Source organism: Blastochloris viridis, assembly GCF_001402875.1.
Classification (GTDB): Bacteria; Pseudomonadota; Alphaproteobacteria; order Rhizobiales; family Xanthobacteraceae; genus Blastochloris; species Blastochloris viridis.
Window position 1 is genome coordinate 706888 of sequence record NZ_CP012946.1, and the last position, 18247, is coordinate 725134.

General features: G+C 66.6%; 16 protein-coding genes. 14 read left to right on the top strand and 2 right to left on the bottom strand.

The window, feature by feature from the left end:
- Positions 1-112 precede the first annotated feature (112 nt).
- From BVIR_RS03175 to BVIR_RS16230, 6 genes are all read left to right on the top strand, one after another.
- Positions 113-1087, top strand: a complete 975-nt coding sequence (locus BVIR_RS03175; RefSeq protein ID WP_236823677.1) for a class I SAM-dependent methyltransferase — start codon at positions 113-115, stop codon at positions 1085-1087.
- A gap of 15 nt (positions 1088-1102) precedes the next feature.
- Positions 1103-2266 (top strand): rhamnan synthesis F family protein, encoded by a 1164-nt coding sequence (locus tag BVIR_RS03180; protein WP_055036399.1) that lies wholly within the window; start codon positions 1103-1105, stop codon positions 2264-2266.
- A 308-nt stretch (positions 2267-2574) separates the two neighbouring features.
- Positions 2575-3642 carry a rhamnan synthesis F family protein gene (locus BVIR_RS03185; protein ID WP_055036400.1) on the top strand — a complete coding sequence of 356 codons (1068 nt, stop codon included), beginning with the start codon at positions 2575-2577 and terminating at the stop codon, positions 3640-3642.
- 10 nt (positions 3643-3652) lie between these two features.
- Complete coding sequence (locus BVIR_RS03190; RefSeq protein WP_055036401.1) at positions 3653-4456, top strand: ABC transporter permease; 804 nt, start codon at positions 3653-3655, stop codon at positions 4454-4456.
- A gap of 5 nt (positions 4457-4461) precedes the next feature.
- A complete protein-coding gene (locus BVIR_RS03195; protein ID WP_082417300.1) occupies positions 4462-5232 on the top strand; it encodes an ABC transporter ATP-binding protein in 771 nt (256 codons plus the stop codon).
- Positions 5233-5377: 145 nt separating this feature from the next.
- Positions 5378-6217: a class I SAM-dependent methyltransferase gene (locus BVIR_RS16230; RefSeq protein ID WP_082416626.1), complete on the top strand. Its 840-nt coding sequence runs from the start codon at positions 5378-5380 to the stop codon at positions 6215-6217.
- Between the two features lie 268 nt (positions 6218-6485).
- On the opposite strand, the gene BVIR_RS03200 is transcribed toward BVIR_RS16230, so the two are convergent.
- Entirely contained in the window at positions 6486-8552 is a 2067-nt protein-coding gene (locus tag BVIR_RS03200) for a DUF4139 domain-containing protein (protein WP_145911881.1), read from the bottom strand.
- A 651-nt stretch (positions 8553-9203) separates the two neighbouring features.
- Here BVIR_RS03200 and BVIR_RS03205 point away from each other — a divergent pair.
- Positions 9204-10325 (top strand): glycosyltransferase family 4 protein, encoded by a 1122-nt coding sequence (locus BVIR_RS03205; protein WP_197604391.1) that lies wholly within the window; start codon positions 9204-9206, stop codon positions 10323-10325.
- Positions 10326-10429: 104 nt separating this feature from the next.
- On the opposite strand, the gene BVIR_RS03210 is transcribed toward BVIR_RS03205, so the two are convergent.
- Entirely contained in the window at positions 10430-11767 is a 1338-nt protein-coding gene (locus BVIR_RS03210) for an ammonium transporter (RefSeq protein ID WP_082416628.1), read from the bottom strand.
- A gap of 247 nt (positions 11768-12014) precedes the next feature.
- Here BVIR_RS03210 and BVIR_RS16610 point away from each other — a divergent pair, with 247 nt between their 5' ends.
- From BVIR_RS16610 to der, 7 genes are all read left to right on the top strand, one after another.
- A complete protein-coding gene (locus BVIR_RS16610; RefSeq protein WP_058124816.1) occupies positions 12015-12581 on the top strand; it encodes a cupredoxin domain-containing protein in 567 nt (188 codons plus the stop codon).
- A 10-nt stretch (positions 12582-12591) separates the two neighbouring features.
- On the top strand, positions 12592-13701 hold the full coding sequence (locus BVIR_RS03220; protein ID WP_055036406.1) for an AI-2E family transporter: 1110 nt from the start codon (positions 12592-12594) through the stop codon (positions 13699-13701).
- Positions 13702-13839: 138 nt separating this feature from the next.
- On the top strand, positions 13840-14667 hold the full coding sequence (gene panB, locus BVIR_RS03225) for a 3-methyl-2-oxobutanoate hydroxymethyltransferase (RefSeq protein WP_055036407.1): 828 nt from the start codon (positions 13840-13842) through the stop codon (positions 14665-14667).
- A gap of 196 nt (positions 14668-14863) precedes the next feature.
- Positions 14864-15457 carry an NnrU family protein gene (locus tag BVIR_RS03230; RefSeq protein ID WP_055036408.1) on the top strand — a complete coding sequence of 198 codons (594 nt, stop codon included), beginning with the start codon at positions 14864-14866 and terminating at the stop codon, positions 15455-15457.
- Between the two features lie 79 nt (positions 15458-15536).
- Positions 15537-16214 carry a tetratricopeptide repeat protein gene (locus tag BVIR_RS03235; protein WP_055036409.1) on the top strand — a complete coding sequence of 226 codons (678 nt, stop codon included), beginning with the start codon at positions 15537-15539 and terminating at the stop codon, positions 16212-16214.
- A gap of 8 nt (positions 16215-16222) precedes the next feature.
- Positions 16223-16522, top strand: coding sequence for a hypothetical protein (locus BVIR_RS03240; protein ID WP_055036410.1), 300 nt, complete (start codon positions 16223-16225; stop codon positions 16520-16522).
- A gap of 306 nt (positions 16523-16828) precedes the next feature.
- A complete protein-coding gene (der, locus tag BVIR_RS03245) occupies positions 16829-18196 on the top strand; it encodes a ribosome biogenesis GTPase Der (RefSeq protein ID WP_055036411.1) in 1368 nt (455 codons plus the stop codon).
- The last annotated feature ends 51 nt before the right edge of the window (positions 18197-18247 follow it).

An 18247-nucleotide genomic window follows, 5' to 3' on the forward strand; every position in this document is an offset into this window, starting at 1 on the left:
CGAGAAACCGAGAGAAGCGTGAGAGTGCAGTCATAGAAAACAATGGACAGGCGACAGGCCGGCGCCAATTTTGAGGTATTTAGCGGTGAAAATATTCAAAAAGATCGAGAGGATGCTGCGCGCGCTGTCCCGGAGGCTCGGTCGCGGGCCGGCCGAGGTCGATAAAGCACCGGCAACGCCACCCGCGGCTGCGGGACCCGGACCGCAGCGCCGGCCGGAGGACATTTTCTCGCCAGAGATGGATTTCGACTTTTGTCGGGAACGGCACGAGGATCTGAGAACCTTCTCCGACCAGCAGCTCAAAACTCATTACGAGCAGTATGGCCGGCGTGAGGGCCGCCTGGTCTCGCTGGCGGCGTCGCGGGCGGGGCTCATCAGCCTCGTCCGCACCATCGCGCCCGCGCTGGAAATCGGGCCGTTCGACCGGCCGATCCTGCCGCGAGAGACCGCGAAGTTTTTCGACGTCCAGCCGAGCGAGGAACTGCGCAAGCGCGCGGCGCCGCTCGACGATCGCGATCCGGACGGTGTACCGCACATCGACTATGTGTCGCCGACCGGGGACCTGTCGATCGTCGACGATCGCTTCAGGCTGGTGGTTTCGAGCCATGCCATCGAGCATCAGCCCGATCTCGTCGGCCATCTGCGGCATGTCGCCCGCATTCTCGATGCGGACGGCTGCTACGCTCTGCTCATTCCCGATTGTCGCTACTGCTTCGATCACTTCCTGCCGCCGTCCAATGTTGGCGCGGTGATCGATGCTCATCTGGAAGGGCGGCGGGTCCATCGCCTCGCCAGCGTCATCGAGCACCACGCGCTGACCACCCACAACGATTCGCTGCGGCACTGGCATGGCGACCACGCGCAAGAGGGACGGGGTGACGTCCAGCGTATTCGCAACGCCATCGCCGAATGGCAGGCCGCGGCCGGCGGCTATATCGACGTCCATGCGTGGCAGTTCACGCCGCAAAGCTTCAGAGAGATCACGGCGACGCTTCACGCGCTGGGCTTGACCGGGCTCCGGCCGCTGCGCGTCTACGAGACCCCGCATGGAAGCAACGAGTTTTGTGCGGTGCTGGTGAAGGATTGAGCAGGGGCACGATCGATGCTGAGGTTTATTCGACGGGTAGTCCGGCTCCTCATTATTTACGGTTTCGATGTTGCCGTTCAGATCGTTGAATGGCCGCGCGTATTTTTCCTGCGCCTGATCGACTATTCGAGCCTGATCAAGACGCTGGAACAGAGCGGCACCACGCGGCTGGCGCTGGTCGCGCCGCACCCGACGCAGCTGCTCGAGTTTGCGATGCGCCATCTGGTGCGTGGCCTGATCGACAATGGCTACACTGTGGTCGTGCTGATGCACGACCACAGCAAGGCGACCTGGCTCAAGCAGGAATTTCCGCAAGTTCATCTCGCACAGCGCAAGAAAAAAGGGCGAGATTTCGGTGCGTGGAAAGAATTTCTTGTTGCGTTGTTCGACAGCGAAGCACTACGCTGCACAATCGAAAAACTCGTCCTCGTCAACGATAGCCTCTACTGGAATGCCAGCACGCGCGACGTTATCCGGCGGCTGACGGAGACGCCGCAGGCGTGGTCCTGTCTCTTTGAGAATTTCGAGTACCATTACCATGCCCAGTCCTTCCTGTTGGCGTTCGACAACCGCGCCATCAACAGCAAGGCGTTCATCGGGTTCTGGTCGAAATACAAGCCCTACAGCAACCGGCGTCATTCAATCGACAACGGCGAAGTTAAGCTTAGCAAGAAGGTGGGGTCTGAACTCGGAAAGCCAGAATGCGTGTTGAATTCTGAATTCGTTGTTCGGAAGTTGCTTTCGGAGCGACCCGAGAAATACAATGGGATTGTCATGGCTCTCGAGATCAACCGCCACATCTTTCGGGACTATGGTCCGGCGCTGGAGCGGTTCGAGAGCAACACCGGCCCCTTGCGGAATGCCCATGGCCAGTTCGGCATCGTTACCGAAACCAACAATTCGATCGAGCTCCATAAGCTCGCTATGACAATTGCAAAGATTATGGAGTGTCATAATCCAACGCATATGGTCGGATTGCTTGTGAACAAGTTTTTCGGCTTCCCGATCAAGCGTGACGTTTGTCAGCGCGGGTCGTTTCAGATCGCCGACGTATTACGCTTGGTCAGCGGCTACTCGGAACAGGAATGTGCGGTAATCGCGTGCGACCTCAGGGCAAAGGAACTGCCCATCTCCATGCGCGGAATCAAGCGCATGCTGTTCGAAGCGGGACGTATTTAGATCTGGTCGGCTGAAGGTGGAACCGGGTTTGCAAAAGAAAATGTGACAGCCAGGAACTCAAGGCATCCGTTTGGTTCGGATCGACGGGTGTCGTGGAGCATCTTTCGTTCTGTCATCGGGGGATCTCCGGTGACGACAGAGATGATTCGCGAAGATCCGTCGTTGAAAATGGATTTTCGGCGGACGGGATGCGGCCTTGGCCGTCGTCAGACCGAATCCGTTTCCTGCTGACGGTTTTCAAAATGTCGCATTTTCTTGCTTAAACGCTGCGACATTGGTGGAAAATGATCGAGGATAGACTTGGATCGATGCGCCGCATTGCCGAAATCCGCTATCGTCCCCGCCGGCGCACGGCCTGGCACCGGTTGCGCTGGCGGCTGCGACGGCTCGGCATCTACTGGACCAACCTGGTCGACGTGGTCGGAGGTGTTGGCCGCGACCTGCGGCCGCCGCCCGAGCAGGGCACCCTCGTTCGCCTGAGCCCGCCCGCCAGCCGGCGCTGGTGCCTCTACGCCGCCTATTCGCCGACCTCCTGCGTCAGCGACATGGTGCTGGCCCAGCTTCGCGCCTATCGCGAGGCGGGGTTCGCGGTGGTGTTCGTGTCGATGTCGAACGCCGTGTCCGACGCCGACCGCGACCGGCTCGCCAGCGTCTGCTGCGGCCTCATCCACCGCCGCAGCTTCGGCCGCGATTTCGGTGCGTGGGCGCACGCCACGCGCCTGCTGGGCGCCGATCTCGCCGACGCCCAGTCGCTGCTGCTCACCAACGACTCGCAACTCGGCCCGATCGTCCCGCTGGCGCCCTGGATCGACGCCTGCACCGCGCGGGACGGCTTGTTCGGCCTCACCGAGAGCCTCGGCGGCGGCAGCCACCTGCAGTCCTATTTTCTGCTCGCCAACGGCGTGCGCGCGGTCGCCGACGTCGTCGCCTATCTCACCCACGTCCGCCTCACCCACAGCAAATGGCTGATGGTGCAGCGCGGCGAGGTGGCGTTCTCGCGCGCGATGCGCGAAAAAGGCCATTATACCGCCGCCGTGCTCGACCATGAGACCATCGAGAACGCACTGCTTGACCATCCCGAGCTGCTGGCGGAACTGTCGGTGCTGGAGCCGGCGCTGCTGGAAGGGCTCCGTCCCGCCCAGCCGCTGCGAAACCGCTATCTGCTGCGGTCGAGGCTGTTCATGCTGCCGCTCAATCCCTGCCACCAGCTCAATTCGGTGCTGCTGCGCCACTTCAAGTTCCCGTTCATCAAGGTTGATCTCGTGACGAAGAATCCCGGCATGGTGCCGTCGGCGCCGGATTGGCGCTATTTCATCGGTCCGGACAGTCCGGTGACCGAGGCGATGATCGACGATCATCTGGCAACGCTGGCTTGACGGTATCACCGTGGACAAGAAATTCGTGGAGCAGGGCCGCCTTGCCCTGGCGGACCTGAACGAGGCCGTTCGTCTGTCGTGGTTCTGGCTGGCGCTCGGCTGGGTCGACATTCTGCAGCGCTATCGCGGCTCGATGCTCGGGCCGTTCTGGCTGACGCTGACGACGGCGGCGTTCATCGCCGGGCTTGGGCCGCTTTACGCCCAGCTGTTCAATCTCGAGATGGCGCAGTATCTGCCCTACCTCGCCATCGGCTTCACGGCGTGGGGGTTCATCAACGGCACCATTGCCGATTGCTGCAACGCATTCATTTTCGCCGGCGACACGCTGAAGCAGATCAGGGTGCCGCGGCTGGCGCTGCTGTTCCAGGTGATCTGGCGCAACGTCATCGTGTTCGCGCACAGCCTGCCGATCTTCGTCGTGGTGCTGCTCTTCCTTGGCCCCAGCATGTCGCCGGTCATCTTGCTGGTGATTCCCGGCTTTGTGCTGGTGGTGCTCAATCTGGTGTGGATCGGGCTGGTAGTCGCCATCCTCTGCACCCGCTTCCGCGACATCGGCCCGATCATCACCTCGGTGATGCAGATCGCGTTCTTCCTCACGCCGGTGATGTGGGACCACCGCAACCAGCGCGTCGACGAGATCTACATCGCGATCAACCCGTTTGCGTCCTATATCGAACTCATCCGCGCGCCGCTGCTGGAAGAGGCGCCCGATGCCATCTTCGTCGTGGTCGCGCTCGGGACCCTCGTGGTCGGATCGGCGCTCGCGGCGCTGCTGTTCATCCGTGCGCGCCGGCGCATCGTCTATTGGGTTTGATGGCCATGGCCCACATCGAGGTTGAAGACGTCCACGTCCGCTTTCCGGTGCTGCACACCGGCCACCGCTCGCTCAAGAAGGCGCTGGTGGCGACTGCAACCGGCGGCGCCATCATGCGTGAGGCGAACGCCGCGCCGATCGTGCATGCGCTGTCCGGCGTTTCGGTGCGGCTTGAGGTCGGCGACCGGGTCGGGCTGGTCGGGCCGAACGGTGCCGGCAAGTCGACGCTGCTGCGGGTGCTGGCCGGCATCTACGAGCCCGACGATGGCCACGTTGCGGTGGATGGCAAGATTGCCGCGCTGCTCAATGTCAATCTCGGCTTCAACGCCGACCTGACCGGCCGCGAGAATCTGCGGCTGCGCGGCATGTATATGGGGCTGAAGGGCAAGGAGATCGCCGCGCTCGCGCCCGAAATTGCCGATTTCACCGAGCTTGGCGACTATCTCGACATGCCGGTGCGAACCTATTCCTCTGGCATGCAAATGCGCCTTGCGCTTGGCATGGCGACGGCGGTGAAGCCCGACATCTTGCTGATGGACGAGTGGATTCTCGCCGGTGACGCCCACTTCATGGAAAAGGCCAAGGCGCGCGTCGCCGCATTCGTGCGGCAGGCCCGCATCCTGGTGCTGGCGTCGCATTCCGCCGACGTCATCCGCACCTGGTGCAACAAGGCGCTCTATCTCAGCGCCGGCAAGGTGCAGGCGTTCGGCCCGGTCGAGGAGGTGCTGGAGGCCTACGCCGATGCCGCACGTGCTCAATCTGTAACCAGAAATTGAGGCTGGACCTGAATTCGGACTCCGCTACTCTCCTCGGTGGAGAGCTGTTTTCTGTTCGAATGCCGGTTTGTGCGTGGGCAGCTTGCTCTGTCGATTCAATTCCCGAGGTGTCGTCCGCCACGGCCGGACCGAAGAGGAGGGGGCTATGGGTACGCAAGACGCGTTGCTGGCTGCCGCATCGGCGTGGGATACGTCGAAAGAAAGTCTTGAATCGGTCGAGCGGCGAATTCATGACCGCGCTCCGTTGGAGCAACTCGACAGCAGGGCGGATAGTTATATAAAGTGTATTTTTGAGTTGTTTCCCTACGTCGAATTGAATGGCGGGGATAGAATAATGGAGATCGGCTCCGGTGTCGGATATCTGATGCAGGGGCTTGCCAGGAAATTAGACCGAGACGGAATGTCGGGCTATAAAATCACCGGGCTCGACATTTCTCCGAGCATGAGCGCCAAAGCTAGGGAACGGCTCGGGAACGACAGTCGATATGATTTTGTTTTATATGACGGCATCACGGTGCCGCTGCCGGATAAGTCGCTTGATTTCATATATAGCATGGCTGCCTTGCAGCACGTTCCAAAGGTCTATGTTTATAATCTTTTCTTTGAGATCAAGCGCCTTCTCAAGCCGAATAGCTTTGCGATAATTCACTTGCTGCCATTTCGGTGTCTGCCGGAGCAAAACAAGAACGTTCCTTGGCGTGAAGAAATTCGAAGCCAGATAAATAACGCGCATGGGGTTCATTGGCATCATTTTTATACTGAGGAAGAGCTGGTCTACGTTCTGCGCGACGGAACTGGGTTTTCTCACGTTGATGCGCGGAACGGTGGAGAATTCGTTTGCGTAAACTCCGAGCCTCTTCGGATTCCAGCCTCGTTCAATGCAAAAAAATACGTTAAAAATTACGAAGACCTGCGGACGGCAAAATTAAATGCCGAGAAGCATTATCTTGAGTTCGGGTTTAAAGAAGGGCGTACCTGGAAATAGGCGCGCTCGCGCCGCTCGGCCGCGTTGCTGGCGAGCGATGCCGGTGGTGGCGGCCGATCGGTGGTTCCGATCGGGATGTTGGTGAAACACTGATTTCGCGAACGAAACACTGCGAGTTTCAACGGCTTCAACGGCCCACGCGTTCAACGGCTCCACGCGTCGGCATCCGGGGCCGTTGGGATGACGTCCCGGTTGGTGATGATCGTCGGTTTCCGGTCTCAACCATGGCGGGCTCCTGGTGGTCCTGGAGCCCTGTTGAGCTGCCGCCTCACAGCTTCAGCGTCTTGACCAGGTCCTCGGCCGCCTTGCGCCGCTGGGCGATGGTGTCGGCCAGCGCCAGATCCGATTTCGTCAGCTCGGCGAGGCGGTTCTCCTGGCTGCGCAGCATGTCGAGATAGCGCCGGCCGAGGTCGGTGCCGGAGCCGACCGATCGCAAGTTAGCACGAACACGCTCCTGGTCGCGGGTGATGCGGTCGCGCTCGGCGGCAGTCTGGTCGCGTTGCGCCTGCGCCTTGGCGATATCGCCGACGAGGTCGGAGAGGCGCTCGACTGCAGCCTTGACCGCCTCGCCCTCGTTGTCGAGGCCCTTGACCTGCACCAGCATGTCCTCGGCGGTGAGGGTTGTCAGCGCCACGCTCTGGCTGTCCATGCGCTCGGTGACGAACTCGGCCTTGGTGGTCTTGCCCTTGGGGGCGGCGACGCGCCAGCGGTAGAGCGTCGGCGTCGCCTCGACGTTCTCGACGTCGGCGGCCGGCGTCCAGCCGGCGGTGCGGTTTTCCTCGATGACGATGGTGCGGTCCTGGTCCGGCGGCGGCGCGATCTCGTAGGCGAGGGTCCGGCGCGCGCGCACCGTGGTGGTCAGCCGGCCGTTGGCGAGAGTGCCGACCGTGGTGCGGCGGACGCCGCGGTCCTCGCGCCTGATCTCGGTCCTGGCGTCGAGCGCGAGGGCGACGAACCTGGCGCCGCCGCGCGGCACCAGCGGCAGCATGGCGTCGCCGAGGTGCTGCACCGCGCCGGCGGCGGTGGTGTCGTAGGCGGTGACGATGCCGGGCGGCAGCGCGATGTCGCCGTCATTGCTGAGCCGCAGCGCCGCCAGCGGCCGGCTGCGGTCGGTCTGCGGCTGGTAGAGCCACACTCGCTCGACCGCCACCTCGCGGTCGACGAACGGCACCATCATGGTGTGGCCGGTCGGCAGCGACACCCGCTGGGGGAAGCGGTAGATCAACTGGGTGGCGGCCTCCTCGGTCGCCGCCGCGCTGGCGGGTGCCGCGCCCGCGAGCGGCGGCAGGCCCGGCGGCGCCAGCATCGGCGCCGGGGCGGCCCGTTCGGCAAGCGCCTCCTCATCGAACCGTTGCAGCGACTTGTTGCGGCCGCCGCCCCGCGCCACCGCGGCCGGCTGGGCGCCGTCGAGGCGCGGCGCCACGCCCGCGCCGCCGGCGATCGGCACCTCGGTCTGGTGGCCGAACACCGCGGTGTAGAGCGGCTGCGTCAGCGCCACCGGATTGCCGGACACCAGCGTCAGCTCGACGTCTTTCCAGTCGCCGCCGGTGAGATTCTCCAGCACCGCCCAGCCCTGCAGCCGCGCCTTGCCATCCGCCTTGGCGTCGGCCTTCGGCAGCACCAGGCGCCAACTGGCCTTCCAGATCGGCGCGCCGACAACGTAGCTCACCGCGACCGGGCGCGTGCGCTCGCCGGGCACCTCGATCGACAGCCGGCGGCGGTCCTTGGCGCGGTTCTCGGTGAGGCCGGCGAGGGCGCGGTCGATCTGCTTCCTGGCCTCCGGGTCGGTGAAGGTGAGCCGGGTGATCTCCTCGAACACCGCCTGGACCATGCCGCCGTCGGTGACCAGCGACAGCCGGTGGCGGGTGGCGATGCCGCGGCCGTCGGGCCGCTCGACCTGCTCCGGCTCGACCGCAAAGATGCGGCCGCGCGCCGCCACCGGTCCGGCGATCTCGATCTCACTGCCGACCAGCGCGTTGAGGAGCGCGGTCGGCGAGGCCAGCGCCTCGCGGTCGAACGGCAGATCGCGGAACAACTCCTCCAACGGCTCCCTGCCAGGCAGGCTGACCGGCCCGAGCGCGCCCAGCGCATCGAACACCGTGAGGCTCTTCAGCACGTCGTCGACCTGGTCGCGCCGCACCTGAAGATCGATTGCCGTGCCGGCGGTGACGGAGCCTTCATGGCTGAACTGGCCCAGCCCGGCGCTCGACAGCACCACGCGGGTCAAGGGCAGCTCGGCAGCGGCAGCGGCAGTGCCAAACGCCAGCAGCGCCGCGGAGGCGAGCAGGGCCTGGCGAACCCGGCACATCGATCGGCACGGAAGGCGGGTCGGCATGGTCGGCGTCCTCGGAGGTTGCAGTGGCCAGGTTGGGGCGGTGCGTTTCTATATCGCCGAGCCGCGCCGGTGCGAGCAGGCGGCGCCTCCCGTCCCGAACCGGCTGCGACCGTTCTGGTTACCGGCGCATGTTTCGACAGCCCATGGCTGCGCTGGTTGATTAGTGCAGCCTTAGAGAGTAATTCGCTGGCTTGAGTTGAGCAATGTCGGCGCCGCGCGCTCGCCAACGGTGGCGCCAGCATGGTAGCGTTAGATTTGAAACATGACAGGATGTGAAGCTTTTTGTAGAGTTTCCGCAACTCATCGGGCCTCGGAGGCCGTCGATTCGCGGGGGAGGTGTGTTCTGACGGCGTTCTGCGCAGCCTAATTGTGTGGTTATTGTGGTTTGTCCCATCGGCTGTGGTGGGCGCGTGGCCAGGGTTTTCGATGTCGGAGGTCGTCAACAACGTGGCGCATTCCGTTGGACGCCCCGCTGCTGGCACGAGCGGCTCTATTCGAGCCAGATTTGTGATGGACGGCGTTGGCGGCATCGGCTGGTCCGGACCCTCGCGATGGCAGTCGCCCTCGGTGGAACGGGAACGGCTTGGCTGGGAAATGATGAATTCTACTGGGACGACAGCCTACGTCGCTCTTGTCGGTCCGCACGCCGGCATGACGATCAACTTTCGTGGGCCGTTGATTGACGACCTGGTCGGGATCGGCAGCAAGGTCGCCGTGCTCGCGCCAGACTTTACCGACGAGACCCGCGGCGCGATCGCGGCGATGGGGGCCGCCGCCCACGACTATCCGCTGGCGCGCACCGGGCTCAATCCGCTGGCCGACCTCGGCGCGCTTTACGCGCTGTGGCGGTGGTTCCGCCGCGAGCGGCCGGCGGTGGCCTTCACCTTCGCCGCCAAGGCGGTGGTGTGGGGCACCCTGGCGGCGGCGGCGGCCGGCGTGCCGAACCGGGTGGCGATGATCGAGGGGCTCGGCTACGCCTTCATCCCCAGCAGCGGATTGAAGCAGCGCGTGGTGCGCTGGGTGCTGGTCCAGCTTTATCGCCTGGCGTTCCGGTTGGCGCACACGGTGGTGGTGCTGAACCCGGACGACGCCCGCGACCTCAGCCGCTGGTGCAATCTCAAGGCCGACAAGACCGTGCTGCTCGGCGGCATCGGCGTTGCGCTCGACGAGTGGCGGCCGCCGAGCCGCCGGCCGGGATCGCCGATCACCTTCACCATGATGTCCCGCATCCTGCGCGAAAAAGGGGTGTTCGAATTCCTGAAGGCGGCGGAACAGGTGAAGGCCCGCCACCCCGAGGTGCGGTTCTGGCTGCTGGGCTCGGTGGACTGCAATCCCGGCGGCATTCAGCCGGACGACCTGCAGCCCTGGGTCGAGAGCGGCATCGTCACCTGGCCGGGGCAGGTCGACGTAAAGCCGTATCTGGCCGAAACCAGCGTGTTCGTGCTGCCGTCGTTCTATCGCGAAGGGGTGCCGCGCAGCACCCAGGAGGCGATGGCGATGGGCTGCGCCGTGATCACCACCGATGCGCCCGGCTGCCGCGACACGGTGGCGGAGGGCGTCAACGGCTTCATGGTGCCGATCCAGGACGTCGACGCCCTGGTGGCGGCGATGGAGCGCTTCATCGCCCAGCCCGACCTGATCGAGCAGATGGGGCGGGAGAGCCGCCGGCTGGCCGAGCAGCGCTTCGACGCGACGCGGGCAAACCGGCGGCTGATCGAGGTGATGTTCAAGACCGACCCGGTCCATGCGCCGGGCGAGACGGTTCCGGGCTGATCGCGCCGCACTGAGTTTGCCCGCTCGCCGAAAAATCCCGTTCGATCGAGGATTTTTCGGCGAGGTTGGTTCCGGGATCACGGCGTGATCGTCCGGATGCCGGATCAGGCGTTCTCGTAGGCGCGCTCGCCGTGGGTGGCGATGTCGAGGCCGGAATACTCCTCGTCCTGGCCGACCCGCATCGGCGTCAGGCCGCCGATCAGCCGCGCGATCAGCACGGTCGCGAGGCCCGACCACACCGCCGTCACCGCCACCGCGAGCGCCTGCACCCCGATCATCTCGACCAGCCGGTCGTCGCTGACGCCGGAGCCGCCGAGCGCGGTAAGGGCGAACACCGGCAGCAGCAGCGAGCCCATCATGCCGCCGCAGCCATGGACCGCGAACACGTCGAGCGAGTCGTCGATCTTGAGGCGGTGCTTCACGAACAGCGTGGCGAAGTAGCACACCACGCCGGCGGCGAGGCCGACCACCAAGGCGCCGGCCGGCCCGGCATAGCCCGCCATCGGGGTGATGGTGGCAAGCCCGGCGATGCAGCCGGTGGCGATGCCGATCGAGGTCGGCTTGCCGGTCTTCATCCACTCCAGCGCGATCCAGGTCAGCGCGCCGGCCGAGGCGGCGGTGTGGGTGGCCAGGATGGCGGAGCCGGCGCTGGCGTCGGCGGCGAGCGCGCTGCCGCCGTTGAAGCCGAACCAGCCGACCCACAGCATGCCGGCGCCCATCATGGTGAGGCCGGGGCTGTGCGGCGGCGTCAGCCCGGTGGGGAACCCGGTGCGGCGGCCGATCATCACCGCCAGCACCAGCGCCGACACCCCGGCGGTGGTGTGGACGACGATGCCGCCGGCGAAATCGAGCGCGCCGAGCGCGGCGAGCCAGCCGCTGCCCCACAGCCAATGGGCGGTGGGAACGTAGACCGCGAGCAGCCACAGCGCGCTGAAGGCGATGACGAAGGAGAAGTTCACCCGCTCGGCGAAGGCGCCGACGATCAGCGCCGGGGTGATCACCGCGAACGTCATCTGGAACAGCGCGAACACGTTCTCGGGGATGTAGGTGGTGCCGTAGGGGTCCTCGAAGCCGCTGAAGAACATCCGGCCGAAGCCGCCCAGCAGCGCCGCGTCGCCGTCGAAGGCGAGGCTGTAGCCGACCGCCATCCACAGCAGCGAGACCACGCAGCAGATGGCGAAGCACTGCATCATGATCGACAGCAGGTTCTTGGCGTGGAGCAGCCCGCCGTAGAACAGCGCAAGGCCCGGCAGTGTCATGAACAGCACCAGCACCGCGGACGTCAGCACCCAGGCGACGTGACCGGAGTTCTCCGGCGCGCCGGCCCAGGCCGGGCCGGCGGCCAGCACGCCGGCCAGCACGGCGGCGGCGCCGAGGCTGCCGCGAAGCCAGCCGATTGCTGACGATTTGATAGGCAGTTTGTCTAGAACTTTACCAGGCATCGCCTTCTCCGAAGGCAATGCCTGGTCCTCATTCAAGCAACACGCTGACAAAGCTGGCATCCTTTGTTCATCTGATGGGCAGATGACCGCGCAGAATGCAAGAATGCGGCCGTCTGTCGCACCCTCCCCGAAGCGTGTGCGGCGGCGCGTTGGGCGCAGCCTTGCCAGTTGCGCAGCGGCTTCGGTGCCACCCGGCCGGAACCGGTTGGTTGCGTGGGCCGTTGTTGCGCCACCTTGGAGGTGCCGCATGCAAGTATTCCCTGTCCGGTCGTTTCCGACCGCGATCTCTCCCGCTCGGGTTTCCAGAGCGTGGCTGTCCGTTGCGCTTGTTGCGGCAGTCGCGGTTGCGACCCCGGTATCCGCCCAGACCGGCGAGCCGGTCGCCACGCCCCCCGCTCCGGCCGCCGCCGCCACGGGCGACGTCACCGGATCGGTTCCGCCGGTCGTCGAACTGGTGATTGAGCGGGTCGACGGCGAGTTGCGCTGCCAACAGCTCCGGCCGCGTCTGCCGGCCAACACCGCCGCCCAATTGCGCCTGACCAACCGTAGCGGCGGGCGGGCCGTGTTCGATGCCACCGAGTTCCTGGTGGTGTCGAAGAACCTCAAGGGCGTCTCCGACTCCGATGCCTTCCTCGGCCGCGTCGGGCTCGAAGACGGCACCTCGGTCGTGCTCAATCTGCGCACGCCGAAGCGGCCGGGCGAATACCCGTTCGCCTGCACCGAGAGCGCCAAGCTCGACAGCCCGGGCCCCAGCGGCAAGACCGTCGAGTCGCGCAAGAGCGACGGCGTGCTGGTGATCGGCGCGGCCGATTGAGGCCGCGGGCATGACCAAAGCGGCTGACGCTGGCGGCGGCGCCCGAGGTGATCGGGAGGCGCCGCCAGCGCAACTGCTCGACGTGCCGCGGCTGGTGCAGGCGACGCTGGCCGTTCTCGGCGTTGTGGTGCTGGCGCTGCTGCTATGGCAGCTCGCAGACGTGCTGGTGCTGGCGTTCGCGGCGGTGGTGGTGGCCACCATCCTGCGGAGCTTCGCCGATGGGATCGAGCGGGTGCTGCCGGTTTCCGCCGGATGGGCGCTCGTGCTGGCCGGCGCGGCAGTGCTCGGCAGCGCGGCGACGTTCGGCGTGCTGCTCGGGGCCCAGCTGTCGGGCCAGTTCACCACGCTGTTTCAGCAATTGCCGGCGCAGCTCGACGACCTCGGCCGCACCATCGGCATCCCCAATGCTGCCGAGCTGATCGGCCGCGAGGCCGCAGGGTTCGCCCGGCGCGGCAACGTCGTCCAGGAAATCGCCGGCTATACCTCGGGCTTGGTCGGCATCATTGCCGGCGTCATGCTGGTGGTGGTCGCCGGCATCTATCTCGCCGCGAGCCCTGGCCTCTATGCCCGCGGCGCGCTCACGCTGTTTCCCGAGCCGGCGCGCCAGCGGCTCGGCGTCGCGCTCGATGCCGCCGGCCGGGTGCTCAAGCTGTGGTTCCTCGGCCAGTTGGTGTCGATGCTGCTGGTCGCCATCCTCACCGCCGGCGGGCTCTATCTGCTCGGGGTGCCGTCGGCGCTGGCGCTGGGGCTGGTGGCCGGCCTCGGCGAGTTCGTGCCGGTGGCGGGGCCGATCCTCAGCGCGGTGCCGGCGCTCCTGGTGGCGTTTTCGGTCGACTCCGGTACCGCACTGTGGGTGCTGGTGCTGTTCCTGGTGGTGCAGCAGATCGAGAGCAACCTCATTTTGCCGCTGATCCAGCGCGAGACGGTCAACCTGCCGCCGGCGCTGACGCTGTTCGCGCTGGTGGCGTTCGGCGTGCTGCTCGGCCCGCTCGGCGTGCTGTTTGCCGCGCCGCTCACCGCGGTGGCATTCGTCGCGGTCAAGCAGCTTTATGTCCGCGACGTGCTCGAAGAGGCCACCGCCCTGCCGGGCGAGGACCCGGTCAGCCCGCCGAGGCCTTGACCGCTGGGCCGGGTCGAGCCGGCATCGGCCGGATGCCCTGCTTGCCTCGTCGCCTGCGACCGAAGTCGTACGGGCAGGGCGGCGACGCCGGCGCCGTTCTGTCCTATAGCAACGGCCCCCGTCCGATCTGGTGCCGTCATGTCCGCCCACGCCGAGACCCGCCGCCTCACTGCTCCCGACATCCGTGCCCGCAAGAACGGCGAGCCGATCGTGTCGCTGACCGCCTATCACACCCACACCGCGCGCCTGGTCGATGCGGTGTGTGACGTCATCTTGGTCGGCGACTCGCTCGGGATGGTGATGCACGGGCTCGAATCCACCGTGCCGGTCACGCTCGACATGATGATCCTGCAGGGGCTGGCGGTGATGCGCGGCTCCAGGCACGCGCTGGTGGCGATCGACATGCCGTTCGGCAGCTACGAGGCCTCGCGCGAGGACGCCTTCCGCAACTCGGCGCGGGTGATGAAGGAGACCGGCTGCGGCGCCATCAAGCTGGAGGGCGGCCGGCGCATGGCCGACACCATCCGCTTCCTGGTCGAGCGCGGCATCCCGGTGATGGCGCACATCGGCCTCACCCCGCAGTCGATCAACGTGCTGGGTGGCTTCCGCGCCCAAGGCCGCGAGGAGGCCGACTGGGCCGCGATCGAGGACGATGCCCGCGCGGTGGCCGAGGCCGGTGCGTTCGCCATGGTGATCGAGGCGGTGGCCGAGCCGCTCGCCCGCAAGATCACCGCCGAGGTGGCGTGCCCCACCATCGGCATCGGCGCCTCCGCTGCCTGCGACGGGCAGGTGCTGGTGCTGGAGGACATGCTCGGCCTGACGCCGCGGGTGCCGAAATTCGTCAAGCGCTACGGCGACCTCGGGCCCGGCATCGCCGCGGCGGTGGAGGCGTACGCCCGCGACGTCCGCAGCCGTACCTTTCCGGGGCCGGACAACGTCTACGCCATGAAAAAGCCGGCGGGGTGAGGTTGCTCGCGGTGCCGCAGCCGGACGAGTGCCTGTCGTCCTGGATGCAGCGTCAGCCCGTCAGCCTCGGACGGGAGAGACCCTGAGGATCCTTGATCGGCGGCGCGGTCTTCGCCGCGACGCCGGCACGGTTTTCGCCTATACCTTCGCCGCCTGCCGCCGACGATCCGGTGGCGCCACAGCCTACGGATCCGCCATGACGCTGCTTGTGCCCGGCCTCTTGCTGTTTTTCGCCCCCCACCTCCTGCCCACCCTGCGGCCGCTACGCGGGCGCACCGTCGCTGCGCTCGGCGGCAGCGAGAGCGTCTACAAGGGCGTTCACGGCGTGCTGGCGCTCAGTGGCCTTGTGCTGATGGTGTGGGGCTTCGGCGAGTATCGCGCCCACGGCCTGATCCCGGTGTGGACGCCGCCGGTGTGGACCCAGCACCTCGCGTTGACGCTGATGCTGCCGGCCTTCATCGTGCTCGCGGCGATGCCGCCGCGGCCGAGCCTGATCCGCTACCGGGTCAAGCATCCGATGCTGGTCGGCATCAAGATCTGGGCGCTGGCCCACCTTCTCGCCAATGGTGACCTCGGCTCGATCCTGCTGTTCGGCGCCTTCTTGGCGTTCGGCGTCTACGACCGCATCTCGGTCAAGCGGCGCGACCTCAAGGTGCCGGGCAATCCCGGCGGCTGGACGCGGGCCGACACCACCTCGGTGGTGGCCGGCGCCGTGCTGTGGCTGGCCTTTCTGTTCGGCGTCCACCATTGGCTGATCGGCGTTCCGGTGCTGCCGGGCGTCGGGGCTTGACCCGGCCTCCGGGTTCTGCCACGGCCTCGCCACGACCCCACCTTAAGGCCAGACGGCCGATCGGGAGTTCACTGGGCCGATGTCCGATATTTTCAAGGAAGTCGAGGAAGACGTTCGCCGCGAACGGCTGCATGCGCTTTGGAGCAAGTACGGCGGCTTGGTGCTGACTCTCGCCGTCGTCATCGTGCTCGCGGTGGCGGGCTGGCGCGGCTGGGAGTGGTGGCAGCATCGTCAGGCCGAGGCGGCCGGCGCCCGGTTCGAGGCGGCGCTGCGGCTCGTCAGCGACGGCAATACCGCGGACGCCGACGCCGCCCTGGCCAAGCTGGCGGCCGACGCGCCGACCGGCTACGCCCTGCTGGCGCGCTTTGCCCGCGCCGGCGCGTTGGCCTCGACCGACAAGGCGGCGGCGGTGCGCGAGTTCGACGCGCTGGCCGGCGACGCCAAGGCGCTGCCGCTGTTCCGCGACCTCGCCCAGATCCGGGCCGGGCTGATCCTGGTCGACGACGCCCCCTATGCCGACCTCAAGGCGCGGCTGGAGCCGCTCGCCGCGCCGGAGGCGGCCTTCCGACACTCCGCCCGCGAACTGCTGGCGCTGTCGGCGTGGAAGGCGGGCGACCGCGACGCCGCCCGGCAGTGGGTCGACGCGCTGGTCGGCGATCCGTCCGCGCCGTCCAGCCTCCGCACGCGCGGCCAGATTCTGCGCGATCTTTTGTCCTCGCCCATCGCGCCGATGCCGGCGCCGGCGAAAGCCAACTGAGGCAGGCCATGGCAGCAGCCCTTTCCCGACGTCTTCTTCTGCTCGCGGCCGGCGCGCTGGCCGTGGCAGGCTGCGAGTCGCTCGACAAGCTCAACCCGTTCGACGAGCGTAAGACGCCGCTGCCGGGCGATCGCAAGCCGCTGTTCCCGGAAGGCGTGCCCGGTGTGAACTATGGCGAGCCGCCGCCCCAGCCGGCCAACGCGCCGCCGCCCGCGGCGGCAGCCGAGCAGCCGGCGGAGCCGGCGGCCAAGGCCAAGGGCAAGGCGAAAAGCAGAGCCAAGGCCGAGCCGCAGGGCGCGGAGGACTGATAAGAAATCCGGCCGAACAGGCCGGAGTTTCGCGGTCCTGTCGCCGGAAAATACGTTTCCCATCAAGGATTTTTCGGCGAGGCTGTTTCCGTTGATCACGACGTGATCGACCGCAAGCCGTATGATACGGTTTGCGGCTGGTTTCGCCTTCAAACCGTATCCCGTTTGCCGAACGTCCGGTTTCCGAACGCGGATTTTCGGCGAGATCGTTTCCGGGATTGCGACGTTATCTTTCGGAAACCGCATGATCCGGCCGGGCAGGCCGGATGTTCGTTTCATGACCGTCAGGCATCCTAGGAGCGGCCGATGTTCACTCTCGCCATCGTCGGCCGGCCCAATGTCGGCAAGTCGACGCTATTCAACCGCCTCGTCGGCAAGCGCCTCGCGCTGGTCGACGACCGTCCCGGCGTCACCCGCGACCGCCGCGAGGGCGAGGGCCACCTCGGCGACCTCACCTTCACCATCGTCGACACCGCCGGCCTCGAAGAGGCCGATGCGGCGAGCCTGGAAGGGCGCATGCGCGCCCAGACCGAGGCAGCGATCCGCGACGCCGACGCCATCTTGTTCATGATCGACGTCCGCAGCGGGCTGACGCCGACCGACCGCGCCTTCGCCAATGTCGCGCGCCGCGCCGGCCGCCCGGTGATCCTGCTCGCCAACAAGAGCGAGGGCCGCCGCGGTGCCGAAGCCGCGGCCGAAGCGTGGGAACTCGGGCTCGGTACTCCGGTGCCGCTCTCGGCCGAGCACGGCGAGGGGCTGTCCGACCTCTACGACGCCATCTGCGACGCATTGCCCGAGGCCACCGCCCGGCCGCCGGAGGATGAGGAGGACGCCGACGCCGGCGAGGCCATCGATCCCACCCGCCCGATCAAGGTCGCGGTGATCGGCCGGCCCAATGCCGGCAAGTCGACGCTGATCAACGCGCTGCTCGGCGAGGACCGCCTGCTCACCGGACCGGAGGCCGGCATCACCCGCGATTCCATCGCGGTGGACCTCGTCTACAACGACCGCGCCTTCCAGGTGTGGGACACCGCGGGCTTGCGCCGTCGCGCCCGCATCGAGGACAAGCTGGAAAAGCTGTCGGTCGCCGACGCGCTGCGGGCGGTGCGGTTCGCCGAGGTGGTGGTGGTGCTGATGGATGCCACCAAGCCGTTCGAGGAACAGGACACCCGCATCGCCGACCTTGCCGAGCGCGAGGGGCGGGCGGTGGTGATCGGCTTCACCAAGTGGGATCTGGTGACGGCGAAAGCCGGCGCCATCAAGCGGCTGCGCGAGGACACCGACCACGCCTTGCCGCAGATCCGCGGCGTGCCGATCGCTGCGACCTCGGCGGTGCAGGGCGAGGGGCTCGACCGGCTGATGGCGGCGGTCGTTCAGGCTTACGAGGTGTGGAACCGGCGGGTCTCGACGGCGCGCATCAATCGCTGGCTGGAAGGCGTGCTGGAGCAGCATCCGCCGCCGGCGGTGAGCGGCAAGCGCATCAAGATCCGCTACGCGACGCAAGCCAAGGCACGGCCGCCGAGCTTCGTGCTATTCGGCACCAGGCTCGACGCGCTGCCCGACAGCTACACCCGCTATCTGACCAACTCGCTGCGCGAGGTGTTCGAGCTGCCCGGCACGCCGATCAGGGTGACCTATCGCGAGCCGAAGAACCCCTACGACAAGGGCAAGTGAGCGGCTTGCGTGCTGTCGTTCCGGACAAGCGGCGAAGCCGCGCGATCCGGA